The 14006-nt window shown below is 44.9% G+C and carries 12 protein-coding genes; 5 read left to right on the forward strand and 7 right to left on the reverse strand.

What is annotated here, in order from left to right:
* Positions 1–333 precede the first annotated feature (333 nt).
* Positions 334–774: an FMN-binding protein MioC gene (gene mioC / locus SO_RS00005; RefSeq protein ID WP_011070417.1), complete on the reverse strand. Its 441-nt coding sequence runs from the start codon at positions 772–774 to the stop codon at positions 334–336.
* Positions 775–953: 179 nt separating this feature from the next.
* Here mioC and SO_RS00010 point away from each other — a divergent pair, with 179 nt between their 5' ends.
* Positions 954–2504 (forward strand): POT family MFS transporter, encoded by a 1551-nt coding sequence (locus SO_RS00010; RefSeq protein ID WP_011070418.1) that lies wholly within the window; start codon positions 954–956, stop codon positions 2502–2504.
* An 84-nt stretch (positions 2505–2588) separates the two neighbouring features.
* On the opposite strand, the gene mnmE is transcribed toward SO_RS00010, so the two are convergent.
* From mnmE to rpmH, 5 genes are all read right to left on the reverse strand, one after another.
* A complete protein-coding gene (gene mnmE / locus SO_RS00015) occupies positions 2589–3950 on the reverse strand; it encodes a tRNA uridine-5-carboxymethylaminomethyl(34) synthesis GTPase MnmE (protein WP_011070419.1) in 1362 nt (453 codons plus the stop codon).
* A 107-nt stretch (positions 3951–4057) separates the two neighbouring features.
* The gene (gene yidC / locus SO_RS00020; RefSeq protein WP_011070420.1) at positions 4058–5683 is read right to left on the reverse strand and encodes a membrane protein insertase YidC; all 1626 of its coding nucleotides are present in this window, start codon (positions 5681–5683) and stop codon (positions 4058–4060) included.
* 3 nt (positions 5684–5686) lie between these two features.
* Positions 5687–5941 (reverse strand): membrane protein insertion efficiency factor YidD, encoded by a 255-nt coding sequence (yidD, locus tag SO_RS00025; RefSeq protein ID WP_011070421.1) that lies wholly within the window; start codon positions 5939–5941, stop codon positions 5687–5689.
* Positions 5908–6264 carry a ribonuclease P protein component gene (rnpA, locus tag SO_RS00030; RefSeq protein WP_011070422.1) on the reverse strand — a complete coding sequence of 119 codons (357 nt, stop codon included), beginning with the start codon at positions 6262–6264 and terminating at the stop codon, positions 5908–5910. Before rnpA ends, yidD begins: the two co-directional genes overlap by 34 nt.
* Before the next feature lie 16 nt (positions 6265–6280).
* On the reverse strand, positions 6281–6418 hold the full coding sequence (gene rpmH, locus SO_RS00035; protein ID WP_011070423.1) for a 50S ribosomal protein L34: 138 nt from the start codon (positions 6416–6418) through the stop codon (positions 6281–6283).
* A 454-nt stretch (positions 6419–6872) separates the two neighbouring features.
* Here rpmH and dnaA point away from each other — a divergent pair, with 454 nt between their 5' ends.
* The 4 genes from dnaA (at position 6873) to gyrB (ending at position 13055) form a co-directional block, all read left to right on the forward strand.
* The gene (dnaA, locus tag SO_RS00040; protein ID WP_011070424.1) at positions 6873–8255 is read left to right on the forward strand and encodes a chromosomal replication initiator protein DnaA; all 1383 of its coding nucleotides are present in this window, start codon (positions 6873–6875) and stop codon (positions 8253–8255) included.
* Positions 8256–8275: 20 nt separating this feature from the next.
* Positions 8276–9376, forward strand: coding sequence for a DNA polymerase III subunit beta (dnaN, locus tag SO_RS00045; protein WP_011070425.1), 1101 nt, complete (start codon positions 8276–8278; stop codon positions 9374–9376).
* Positions 9377–9538: 162 nt separating this feature from the next.
* Positions 9539–10621 (forward strand): DNA replication/repair protein RecF, encoded by a 1083-nt coding sequence (gene recF / locus SO_RS00050; protein WP_011070426.1) that lies wholly within the window; start codon positions 9539–9541, stop codon positions 10619–10621.
* A gap of 16 nt (positions 10622–10637) precedes the next feature.
* Positions 10638–13055 (forward strand): DNA topoisomerase (ATP-hydrolyzing) subunit B, encoded by a 2418-nt coding sequence (gene gyrB, locus SO_RS00055; protein WP_011070427.1) that lies wholly within the window; start codon positions 10638–10640, stop codon positions 13053–13055.
* Between the two features lie 73 nt (positions 13056–13128).
* On the opposite strand, the gene SO_RS00060 is transcribed toward gyrB, so the two are convergent.
* A complete protein-coding gene (locus SO_RS00060; protein ID WP_011070428.1) occupies positions 13129–13791 on the reverse strand; it encodes a glutathione S-transferase family protein in 663 nt (220 codons plus the stop codon).
* Positions 13792–14006 lie beyond the last annotated feature (215 nt).

The following is a 14006-nucleotide window of genomic DNA, read 5'->3' on the forward strand; positions in this document are numbered from 1 at the left end:
ACTAATAGATCTTAAGATCTTTATATAGATCTTCTTATTATTTTTACTATTAGGATCGCACTTTGCTGTGGGTAAGCCTATTTTCCCTTTTAGATCATTAGGTAACGTGTAATCAATCCTGTGATCTACGCGAGATCTATTACCATAAAAGGTGGGGATAGATCCGCCTTTTATCCACAGGGTGGATCTTTGAGCGGATCATGATGTGAATAGCACAGAGGTTGATCAGATCTAAATAATAGTTTATCCACAAAAATATACATAAAATTAGTTTTTTGTGGATAATTTGGATCTAAACTGTGGGTTGTTTAAGGTATTTTCCAAAAGAAGATCTTAAATTTGATCTTGCCATTGTGCCAACCACGCTAAAGCAGGGTCTTCTGGCACAGGATCTTGTTGTACATCGATCTGGATCTTATCCACAACGGCTTTTGCACCGCTATATTCAAGTGCTTCTATTAGCTTCTCTGGGCCTTGGCAAAAGGTGTCATAACTTGAATCACCAATGGCACATAATGCGAATTTTACTTGGGTAAGATCTGGCGTGTTGAGTAGAAGTTCTTTACAAAATGGCTGTAAATTATCGGGAAGATCACCTGCGCCGTGGGTGGATGAAACAAGGATCCAGAGGGGATAGGGTTTTAGCTCATCTAGCGTTGGATGCAGGAAAGTATGTACCTCATGCCCTAACGGGGTTAGCTGCGCTTGCATTTCATCTGCTATATATTCGCTGCTGCCGAGGGTGGTACCGACTAATATCGCAATCTTGGTCATTGTTACTGCTCTCTGTGGTCGTTAATTTTCTATCATTTTTGGGGCTTACATCTATTTACCGTGTTTTGTTGTATAAATTTAGCCAATATTGATTCGCAGTCTGTTAGTATCTTTGGCTGCAATCTTGGTTTTATACCTATAACCGTAAGTTTTTTATAACAATTATAATAGGATAACAGATGACTACACCTGTTGATGCGCCAAAATGGCCACGTCAAATCCCCTATATTATTGCCAGTGAAGCTTGTGAGCGTTTCAGCTTTTACGGCATGCGCAATATTCTAACACCTTTCTTAATGACGGCACTTTTGCTGTCTATCCCTGAGGAGCTCCGCGGAGCAGTGGCAAAGGATGTGTTTCACTCCTTTGTCATAGGTGTGTACTTTTTCCCATTACTGGGCGGTTGGATAGCTGATCGTTTTTTTGGTAAATACAATACTATCTTATGGTTAAGTTTGATTTATTGTGTTGGCCATGCTTTCTTGGCTATTTTTGAGCACAGTGTGCAAGGTTTTTATACTGGGTTATTTTTAATTGCTTTGGGTTCTGGTGGGATAAAACCTTTAGTCTCATCCTTTATGGGCGATCAATTTGATCAGAGCAATAAGTCCTTGGCTCAAAAGGCCTTTGATATGTTCTATTTTACGATCAACTTTGGTTCCTTCTTCGCATCATTATCTATGCCACTGTTACTTAAGAACTTTGGTGCTGCCGTAGCTTTTGGGATCCCCGGTGTGCTGATGTTTGTCGCGACGGTATTTTTCTGGTTAGGTCGTAAGCGTTACATACATATGCCGCCAGAACCAAAAGATCCCCATGGTTTTTTACCGGTGATCCGCAGTGCATTGCTTACTAAGGTGGAAGGTAAGGGAAATATCGGTTTAGTGCTTGCACTCATCGGTGGCGTTTCTGCGGCCTATGCGCTGGTTAATATTCCAACCCTTGGCATTGTCGCAGGCCTTTGTTGTGCCATGGTGCTAGTGATGGGGTTTGTTGGAGCGGGCGCCTCATTACAACTTGAACGCGCTAGAAAAAGTCATCCAGATGCTGCGGTAGATGGTGTACGTTCAGTTCTTCGAATTTTGGTTTTATTTGCTTTGGTGACCCCATTTTGGTCTCTATTCGATCAAAAGGCTTCGACTTGGATTTTGCAGGCCAATGATATGGTTAAACCCCAGTGGTTTGAACCAGCGATGATGCAGGCATTAAACCCGCTGTTAGTAATGTTGTTGATCCCCTTTAATAACTTTGTGTTATATCCCGCGATTGAGCGTATGGGCGTCAAATTAACTGCGCTGCGTAAAATGGGGGCTGGGATAGCGATTACAGGCTTAAGCTGGATTGTGGTGGGGACTATTCAATTGATGATGGATGGTGGTTCTGCACTTTCTATCTTCTGGCAGATTTTACCTTACGCTTTACTTACATTTGGTGAAGTACTGGTTTCGGCAACAGGACTTGAGTTTGCTTACAGCCAAGCGCCTAAAGCGATGAAAGGGACTATTATGAGTTTCTGGACTCTCTCAGTCACGGTCGGTAACCTTTGGGTATTGCTTGCGAATGTGAGTGTTAAAAGTCCTACTGTGACCGAACAAATAGTGCAAACGGGGATGAGCGTGACGGCATTCCAAATGTTTTTCTTTGCCGGTTTTGCCATTCTAGCGGCAATTGTCTTTGCACTGTATGCCCGTTCATATCAAATGCAGGATCATTATCGGCAAGCGACATAAGTGATAACTCAACTGGTCGCGTTAATCTAAAAACAAAAAAGCCCATGAAAATGGGCTTTTTTAGTCTGATACTTATCAGTTCGTTTACTTACCGATACAGAATGAGCTAAAAATTTTGCCGAGTAGATCGTCTGAGGTAAAACGTCCGGTAATTTCCGATAGGGCTAATTGCGCCATTCTCAGTTCTTCCGCTAATAGTTCGCCCGCGAGGTAAACTTCTAATTGTTCTTTACCGAGTTGCAGATGGCTTGCGGCTATTTCTAAGGCCTCAAGGTGACGGCGACGGGCGATAAAGCCACCTTCGAGGTTGCTTTGATAACCCATTAGCGATTTAAGGTGCTGTTTTAACTCGTCAACACCGAGGCCTGTTTTGGCCGAGATCCGATAGACGCTATAGCCTTTTTCTTCGGTCATTTCGAGGTTTTCACCGGTGAGATCCGCTTTATTACGGATCACAGTTACCCCTAAATTGGTGGGGAGGCGATTGATAAAATCGGGCCAAATATCGTGGGGATCGACAGCCGTGGTTGTTGTGCCATCGACCATAAATAACACCCGATCGGCGCTGTTGATTTCATTCCATGCGCGCTCGATACCAATTTGTTCAACGGTATCGGTTGTATCGCGTAAACCTGCGGTGTCGATAATATGCAGCGGCATACCATCTAAATGGATATGTTCGCGCAACACATCGCGTGTGGTACCGGCAATTTCGGTCACAATGGCCGACTCTTTACCTGCAAGGGCGTTGAGTAGGCTCGATTTTCCGGCATTTGGACGACCAGCAATCACCACTTTCATCCCTTCACGAATGATAGAACCTTGCTTGGCACTGGCCTGAACAGCAATGAGTTTGTCGATGATTTTATACAGCGCATTGGCTATTTTGCCATCACTTAAAAAGTCGACTTCTTCATCGGGGAAATCAATGGCGGCTTCGACGTATAAACGCAGATGGGTGACTTGGTCCACCAGCTCATGCACTTCCTTTGAAAACTCACCTTGGAGCGATTGCAGCGCGCTTTTAGCCGCTTGTTCACTGGTAGCATCAATAAGGTCGGCAATGGCTTCGGCTTGGGTTAAGTCGAGCTTGTCGTTCATAAAGGCTTGTTCACTAAACTCGCCGGGTTTGGCGATGCGAATGCCTTCAACTTCGAGCACGCGTTTGATCAACATGTCGAGAACGATTTGACCGCCGTGGCCCTGTAGCTCTAAAACATCTTCACCGGTGAAGGAGTTTGGGCCTTTAAAGAACAAGGCTATGCCTTGGTCTATGACTTGGCCAGAGGCACTTTTAAAGTAGCAATAATCGGCATAACGGGGTTTAGGCAAATGACCTAATACGGCCATGGCAACGTTCGTCGCCTTATCACCTGAGATACGTATGATACCCACTCCGCCTCGTCCGGGCGCGGTGGCCTGTGCCACGATAGTGTCAGTTGTCACGGAAATACCCATTAAATATCTATCAAATCATCTAAAGGAAAAGGCGGCCAATGAAGCCGCCTTTTTGAATATGCACAGAGCCATTAGCTCTTATCTAGCGCTTGGGCTTAGTTTAAGCCTTTTTTCTCTAGACCTGCATAAATAATCTTCTGCTGGATGATGGCTACAATGTTACCCACTAACCAGTAAAGCACCAGACCTGATGGGAACCACAGGAAGAATACGGTAAAGATCACTGGCATCCACTGCATCATCTTCACTTGCATTGGGTCCATCGTTGGTGCGATTGGTTGCATCTTCTGCATGATGAACATAGAAACACCCATCAGCAGTGGCAGAATGTAGTAAGGATCTTGGACCGATAAGTCGTGGATCCATAACATAAATGGCGCATGACGCAGCTCGAAGCTTTCTAACAATACCCAGTATAAAGCGATGAAGATTGGCATCTGTAACAGGATAGGTAAACAGCCACCCATAGGGTTAACTTTTTCCTTCTTGTACAGTTCCATCATGGCTTGACCCATCTTTTGACGGTCATCACCGAAGCGTTCTTTCAAATCCTGCAGTTTTGGCTGTAGGTTACGCATCTTCGCCATTGAGGTGTACTGCGCTTTGGTGAGCGGGAACAGTAAACCACGAACGGTTAAGGTGATCAGGATAATTGCCACACCCCAGTTACCTACAAATGATTGATAGAACATCAATAACCAGTGGATTGGTACTGCTAACCACCAGAGGAAACCGTAATCGACTACTAGGTTTAAGGTATCAGATAACGCTGACAGCGCTTTTTGATCCTTAGGGCCGACATAGAATTGAGAGCTAATTTCTTGAGTTGCACCAGGTGCAACATCGTATACCGCACCACGGAAACCAATATTGGCTAAACCGCCAGCGCTCACACTTGAGAAAATGGTGTTGCTATCTGTTGCTGGTGGGATCCAAGCTGATACGAAGTAATGTTGCAACATCGCAGCCCAACCACCGATAGTCGGTTGATTGAGGTTATTTTTGCCCATATCTTCGAAGTTGTACTTTTCGTAACGCACGCTGGCAGTAGAGAATGCGGCGCCACGGTAAGTTGGCATCATCATGCTGCTTTCAGATGGCTTGATGGTCTGTTTAATCTGACCGTACATCTGAACTTGTAATGGTGCCGCTGAAGTGTTGTTGATTTTGTAATCGATATTGACATTAAACTTGCCGCGATGGAATACAAACACTTTCGTGTAAGTCACACCATTCTCAGCTACATAGGTCAGTGGTACTTCTAAACTGTCTTGGCCATCGGCTAGGGTAAATTCGGTTTTGCTTGCGGCAAATATGGCGCGACCCTTAGCACTGCTATCTATACCATCACGACCAATTAGGCCGCTCTGCGCGATATAGGTGAAATCTTTGGTTTGCTCAAGCAAAACAAATGGCTGGTCTTTACCCTGTTCCAACTTGTGTGAAACCAGTGCAGCATAAACAATGTCACCACCCACAGGGTTGATTTGTACATCTAGCTGATCGGTTTTAACCGTGATTAGATTTTGCGTAGCCGCGACTGCTGCTGGCACGCCTGTATCCGCTTCTGGAACATCAGCACTGTGGTTAGTGGTTGCATTCGCCACTACAGACGATTCGGTTGCAACGGGTTTTGGAGCTTTGTCTGCTTGCCACTGTTGCCACAGCAAAAAGCTGACAAACAGTAGTCCTATTAGCAATATATTGCGTTGAGATTCCATAGCCTATTTATTACACCTGTCATTTTTAGGGGGGACGGGATCACTACCGCCGGGATGCAAAGGGTGACATTTTAATATGCGTTTCAATGCAAACCAACAACCTTTCGCGGTTCCGTGCACTTTTATTGCCTCAATGGCGTAATGAGAGCAAGTGGGATTGAAACGGCACCGAGGTCCCAAGATTGGGCTGATGAAGATTTGATAGCCACGAATTAACGTGGTTGCTAGCCATTGTAGCGGCGACTGAGTTTGCGCCATAGCTTTTCTATCAACTTGTTGAGCTCAGCATTTTCCATTTCCATCACCCCATTTCTAACCAGCACAACAATATCAAGGTGAGGGATGTTGTGTTGATTGAGGCGAAAACTATCTCTGATCACTCGCTTAATGCGATTACGCTGATTGGCGCGTTTTACATAGCGTTTAGCAACAGTCAGTCCCAGACGCGGATGTTGCTCCGAATTAGGAATGGCAAGCAAGGTTATTTCAGCAGAAGATGCTTTGATGGGATTGGAGAATACAGATTTAAATTGCGCGGGAGTTAGCAATCGTAACTCCCGCGTAAAGGTATAGCTAGTCAACTAGTTATCCACTTAATTAAGCAGATAAACGAGCGCGACCTTTCGCACGACGACGTGCAAGCACCTTACGGCCGCCTGCAGTAGCCATACGAGCGCGGAAGCCGTGAGAACGCTTGCGCTTCAGGTTGCTAGGTTGAAAAGTACGTTTACTCATGATGGCAATCCGTCTTTGTTATTAGTGAACATATCCTTATCTCTACTGCTAGAGGTAAGGGTAAAAAAGAGGCCGAATTGTAATCACTTTACTTGTCCCCGTCAACAACGAAAGTCAGCAAGTGGGTTATTTCTGCCAGCGTATCCTTAGATCAATTCCCCGTATACACCACAAGATGTGGATAACTCTGTGTATGGACACTACATATAGTAGTGAAGGGGATCTATTAACAGATCAAAGGGGCGCCATTATAGATCAATCTGGATCGCTTAATAAAGCGGGATTTTCCCTATTTGTTGAATAAAAGGATCGAATTTGATCTTTGATGATCTTTGATGATCGAGGATGTCTACATAGAATGATCTTGTTGGGGATAATTATTTTTTAAGGATAGCGATCCTTGAGATCTCGCTATAGAATACACCTCTTTTGATGATCTTTTGGGGATAACTTAGTGGCGGTTTCACTTTGGCAACAATGTATCGGACGACTGCAAGATGAGCTTTCTGCTCAGCAGTTCAGTATGTGGATCAGACCGTTACAAGCTGAAATGGATGGAGATACTTTGGTGCTATATGCGCCTAACCGCTTCGTGCTCGATTGGGTTAGGGATAAATACATCAATATCATTAATCAGTTTTTTACTGAGCAAATGGGTAATGATGCGCCTAAGTTACGCTTCGATATCGGTAGTCGTCCATCAGCTAAAAAGCCTGAGCCAGCGCCCGTTGCGGCTGTGCGTGTGCCCAGTCCCCAAACCAAAGCCTCTGTAGGTACGGCATTTAATACTACAGAGCCTGTTGCTAATACCAATCATCGCAGCAATATCAATCCAACTTATCAATTCGATAATTTTGTTGAGGGTAAGTCAAACCAACTGGGTAAAGCCGCTGCATTGCAAGTCGCTGAAAATCCGGGTGGCGCCTATAACCCGTTATTCTTATATGGTGGAACCGGTCTCGGTAAAACACACCTGTTGCACGCGGTTGGTAATGGGATCATTAAAAACAACCCCAATGCAAAAGTGGTTTATATGCATTCCGAGCGTTTTGTGCAGGATATGGTTAAAGCGCTGCAAAACAATGCGATCGAAGAATTTAAACGTTACTATCGTAGTGTTGATGCGTTGTTTATCGATGATATTCAATTCTTTGCTAACAAAGACCGATCGCAGGAAGAATTTTTCCATACCTTTAATGCGCTGCTTGAAGGTAATCATCAAATCATCCTAACGTCGGATCGTTATCCAAAAGAAATCGACGGTGTTGAAGACAGATTAAAATCCCGCTTTGGTTGGGGCTTAACGGTAGCGATTGAGCCGCCAGAGCTCGAAACCCGTGTCGCGATTTTGATGCGTAAAGCCCAAGAGAGCGGTATTAATTTACCCGATGAAGTGGCCTTCTTTATTGCTAAACGTTTACGTTCTAACGTCCGTGAATTAGAAGGGGCCTTAAACCGGGTGATTGCTAACGCAAACTTTACCGGCCGCCCAATTACGATTGATTTTGTGCGCGAAGCCCTGCGTGACCTCTTGGCACTGCAGGAAAAATTAGTCACTATAGATAACATTCAGAAAACCGTAGCTGAATACTACAAAATCAAGATGGCTGATATGTTGTCTAAGCGTCGTTCGCGCAGTGTTGCGCGCCCAAGACAAGTGGCGATGGCGTTATCTAAAGAATTAACTAACCAGAGCTTGCCGGAAATTGGTGATGCCTTTGGTGGTAGAGATCACACCACAGTGTTACATGCCTGTCGTAAGATTGCTCAGCTACGGGAAGAGAGTCACGACATTAAAGAAGATTATGCTAACTTGATTAGAACCTTATCTTCTTAAAATCAAGGAATTTGGACACTATGAAATTTTCAATTGATAGGGACGCCCTATTAAAGCCGCTTCAATTGGTTTGTGGTGCGGTAGAAAGACGCCATAACTTGCCTATTTTGGCAAATCTCCTTGTAGAAGTTAGTGGTCACTCACTCAAATTAACAGGTACAGACCTCGAAGTTGAGTTAGTAGGTCAGGCGGTTATTCATGGTGATATTGAAGAAGGTCGCACAACAGTTCCTGCAAAGAAGCTGTTAGACATCGTAAAATCCTTACCCGAGCAAAGCGAGTTAAAGGTCGAGCAACAAGATAACAAATGGTTGTTGCGCTCTGGCCGTAGTCGTTTTTCGCTGGCAACACTGCCCGCGGAAGAGTATCCGAATGTAGAAGCCTTCCAAGCCGAAATCGAATTTACCCTTAAGCAAGGTGTGCTCAAGTCGCTGATTGATGCGACCCAGTTTTCGATGGCTAACCAAGACGTACGTTACTACCTTAATGGATTATTGATTGAAACCGAAGGTAATATGCTACGCGCTATTGCAACCGACGGTCACCGTTTGGCCTTAAGTCATCGAGTTATCGAAGCACAATTACCTGAGAAGCAAGTGATTGTACCTCGTAAAGGTGTGATGGAAATGGCGCGTTTGTTGGAAACTGATGATTTAGATATCGCTATTTCCATTGGTGACAATGCGATTCGCGCGACCACCAGCACCACAGTCTTTACCAGTAAATTAGTCGATGGCCGCTTCCCTGATTATCGCCGCGTATTACCGAAAGGCGGTGATAAAATCGTTATTGCTAGCCGTAACCACTTCAAACAAGCTTTAACGCGCGCTTCTATTTTATCCAATGAGAAGTTTCGCGGTGTACGCATTCAGTTAGAAGCGGGATTACTCAAAATCACCGCCAATAACCCTGAGCAGGAAGAAGCGGAAGAAATCATCGATGTGGATTACAACAATCTGCCACTCGAAATTGGTTTCAACGTCAGCTACTTATTGGATGTATTGAACAACCTTAAGTCCGATGATGTGCGTATCACTCTAATCGATGGTAACTCGAGCGCCTTGCTGGAAAACCACTTGGAAGAAGATTCCATGTATGTGGTTATGCCAATGCGTTTATAGTCATCCCATTTCTAAGCAGTACCATACGCCGCTTTTTAGCGGCGTATATGTCTTCAAACTGTGTCATATGTCCTCTTATTTTACTCGGATAGAAATGAATTGCGGTATGATGATCGTCCTGAGTGTTGGCCTAAGCCGTTGATGCGGTTTGATGAGTAACGCATGAGCCTTATCCGTCTTAACATTGATTCTTTTCGCAATATCCAGTTGGCGCAGTTGAGCCCAAGCGAAGGGATCAACCTGATTTATGGTCAAAATGGCAGTGGCAAAACCAGCATACTTGAAGCCATTTATTTTCTTGGCATGGGGCGTTCGTTTCGCAGTCACTTATCCCAGCGAGTGATCAATAACGACCAAGACAAATTAACGCTGTTTGCAACCTTAAATCTGCCCCGAGGCGACAGTAAAATAGGCCTGCGGCGTTTTCGCAGTGGCGAAACCGAAGTCAAAATTGATGGTGAAAAGGTCAAACGGCTATCGACTTTAGCTGAAACCTTACCCATACAAGTCATTACGCCGGAAAGCTTTTCGTTACTGTTCGAAGGCCCAAAATCCCGCAGACAGTTTATCGATTGGGGGGCCTTTCATACCGATCCGCAGTTTTATGCGGCATGGATGAATGTAAGACGTGTTCTTAAACAAAGAAATCAAATGCTTAGGAATGGTTCTCCCTATGATCAAATCCAATATTGGGATCGGGAGTTTATCCGTTATACCGAGCAGGTGACTGAAATACGAAACCGTTATGTAGACTCGTTAAATGAGCTACTTAAGGGTATAATCGGGGAGTTTTTACCGCAGGTGGATGTTAAGGTTTCATTTACCCGCGGCTGGGATAGCAAAACGGATTTTGCACAACTTCTCGAATCCCAATATCCCAGAGATTTGGCCACAGGTCATACCGTCAGCGGTCCCCATAAAGCTGACTTAAGACTTCGTGTAGGCACTTTGCCGGCGCAGGATGCCCTGTCCCGTGGTCAATTGAAATTGTTAGTCTGTGCACTGCGTATTGCACAGGGAAAGTTGCTCAAACAACAAATAGATAAACACAGTATTTATCTTGTGGATGATCTTCCATCCGAGTTGGATGCACAGCATAGGCAGCTATTGCTTAAGCAGCTAGTGGACACGGGTGCACAAGTGTTTGTGACCGCCATTGAGCCAGCAGCAATAGTCGATTCGTTACACACGCCTCCCAGTAGGATGTTCCATGTGGAACACGGACGTGTAACGGTAATTGAATAACCATTGAGAGAATAATATGTCAGAGAATAGTTACGATTCTTCGAGTATTAAGGTCCTTAAGGGCCTTGATGCAGTACGTAAGAGACCTGGGATGTATATTGGTGACACCGACGACGGTACGGGTCTACATCATATGGTGTTCGAAGTAGTCGATAACTCTATCGATGAAGCCTTAGCGGGCCATTGTACTGATATCACAATTACTATCCATGTGGATGGTTCGGTTTCTGTTAAGGATGATGGCCGTGGTATTCCGGTCTCTATCCATGAAGAAGAAGGCGTATCTGCAGCAGAAGTTATCATGACGGTACTGCACGCTGGCGGTAAGTTCGACGATAACTCCTATAAAGTGTCAGGTGGTCTGCACGGCGTGGGGGTGTCGGTGGTAAACGCACTTTCTAAAAAACTGCAATTAACCATTCGCCGTGATGGCAAAGTCCACGAGCAGTTTTACACCCATGGCGTTCCTGATGCGCCAATCAAAGAGATTGGTGATGCAACTAAAACTGGAACCGAAATTCGTTTTTGGCCAAGTGAACAAACTTTCAGTAATGTTGAGTTTCACTTTGAAATTCTGGCTAAACGCGTGCGTGAACTGTCGTTCCTCAACTCTGGCGTGGGTATTCGCTTAGTTGACGAGCGTGATAATAAAAATGAATTCTTCAAATACGAAGGTGGTATCAGCGCGTTCGTCGATTATCTGAACCGCAACAAAACCCCAGTAAACAAAGATGTATTCCATTTTATGCAAGAGCGTGACGACGGTATCACCGTTGAAGTGGCGATGCAGTGGAACGACGGCTACCAAGAAAATATTTTCTGTTTTACCAACAACATTCCACAGCGTGATGGTGGTACTCACTTAGCGGGTTTCCGTAGTGCGTTGACACGTAACCTCAACAACTACATGGAAAACGAAGGTTATAACAAGAAAGGCAAAACCAACGCGACTGGCGATGATGCCCGCGAAGGCTTAACTGCGGTCATTTCAGTTAAAGTGCCTGATCCTAAGTTCAGCTCGCAAACCAAAGATAAGCTGGTGTCTAGCGAAGTGAAAGCTGCGGTTGAGCAGACCATGGGTGAGAAACTAAACGACTACCTATTGGAAAACCCTGCCGATGCTAAGTTAATCGTTGGTAAGATTGTCGATGCTGCCCGTGCCCGTGAAGCGGCGCGTAAAGCCCGTGAAATGACCCGTCGTAAAGGCGCACTCGATTTAGGTGGTTTGCCAGGAAAGCTGGCCGATTGCCAAGAAAAAGACCCTGGTCTTTCAGAAATTTACATAGTGGAAGGGGACTCTGCTGGCGGTAGCGCTAAGCAGGGACGTAACCGTAAGAACCAAGCGATTCTGCCACTTAAAGGTAAAATCTTAAACGTTGAGAAAGCGCGTTTTGATAAAATGCTGTCTTCTCAGGAAGTGGCTACGCTGATCACCGCACTCGGCTGTGGTATTGGTCGTGATGAATACAATCCTGATAAGACCCGTTATCACAACATCATCATCATGACGGATGCCGACGTCGACGGCTCACATATTCGTACCTTGCTGTTGACTTTCTTCTTCCGTCAAATGCCTGAGCTTATCGAGCGTGGTTATGTGTATATTGCTCAGCCACCTTTATTTAAAGTTAAAAAAGGTAAGCAAGAACAGTATCTTAAAGATGAGTCAGCACTGACTCAGTATCTGACAACTCAAGCGTTAGATGGAACCAGCATTTATCCATCTCAAGGCGCGCCTGGTATGTCGGGTGAGCCATTAGAGCGTTTAGTGACGCAATACCGCGAAGTAGAAGCTATCGTTGCGCGCCTAGAGCAACGTTATCCAACGCATATCACTAATCGGATGCTTTACCACCCAATGATCAGCAATGATATGTTGGCCGATGAAGCTAAGATGAAAGAATGGATCGACGCCTTTATCCACGAGCTGGTGGAATTAGAAAACAGCGGCGTACTGTATTCTGGTGAGCCAGTGTTGGACCCTGAGCGTAAAGTGTATCTGCCAAAGATCACCATCCGTAAACACGGTATCGACACGCATTACTTATTTAGCTATGACTTCTTCCAATCAATGGATTATCAACGTATTGCTAAGTTAGGTGCAGCCCTTGAAGGCTTGATTGAAGTCGGTGGTTATGTGCAGCGTGGCGATCGAGTGAAAGAAGTCGGCAGCTTCATTGAAGCGTTAGATTGGACCATTTCTGAAGCGAAACGCGGCCTTTATATTCAGCGTTATAAGGGATTGGGTGAGATGAACCCTGAGCAATTGTGGGAAACCACAATGGATCCTGAATCACGGCGTATGCTGCAAGTGACCATTGATGACGCCGTCGGCGCAGACCAATTGTTTACTTGCTTGATGGGCGATCAAGTAGAACCCCGTCGTGAGTTTATTGAAGCTAACGCGCTGAACGTGGCTAACTTAGACGTTTAATATCGTTATCGATAGATAAAAGAGATTGATAACAAAGGGAAAGCTTAGCTTTCCCTTTTTGTTTGCTTGAAAACTACCTATCGACACCCGCCTCATCGGCTTCGACAATTTCAGTCTCCGCTTTTGCGGCGGTTATCCAAGCCTGCATTTGTGGCTGGCTCATTATGTATTCCATATAAGCTCGGCTCGCTTGCGAGACTTCAATCTCGTAGGTAAAGAAGCGCATCACCACTGGCGCAAACATCATATCGGCGATTGACCACTGGCCAAATAACCAAGTGCCCTGAGTTTGGCATGGGGCAAATTCGGCCATTTGCTGCGACCAAATGCTATCTACGCGAGCAATATCTTGCTGAACAGCGGGGCTAAGCTCAACATATCGACGGGCGCGGATATTCATAGGTAGGGCATTTCTAAGGGCATTAAAGCCTGAATGCATTTCACAGGCGAGGGAGCGAGCCTTGGCTTTTTGTTTTGGATCTTGTGGCCATGCAGTGCCTGAAAGATAAGAATCATTGATATATTCACAAATCGACAGTGAATCCCAAACGGTAATGTCACCATCGACCAGTGTTGGTACTTTTAGTGTTGGTGAAATGGATTGTAGTTGCTGGTAGAAGCTATCGGTATCGAGTTGTAAAAGGATTTCATCGAACTTAATACCTGATTTTTTAACCATTAACCAAGCTCGGAGCGACCAGCTAGAGTAGTTTTTATTGCCGATGTAGAGTTTCATAAGCACCTTCCAATTTTGAGTCGTGCTAATCACTATACATGATGTTTGTTTTTCCCCGCATGCTCATATTCAGTCATTCAAATTGCTCAGGCAATCGAGCTAAATTGGAATAAGGTTTCACGTGAAACAATTCGATTGGGTAACCTAGTCTTAAGTTTCGGAACATATACTCAAGCTGCACATAATACTGATAGTGGCTGCTCTAGCATATCAAT

It is taken from the genome of Shewanella oneidensis MR-1 (assembly GCF_000146165.2).
GTDB lineage: Bacteria > Pseudomonadota > Gammaproteobacteria > Enterobacterales > Shewanellaceae > Shewanella > Shewanella oneidensis.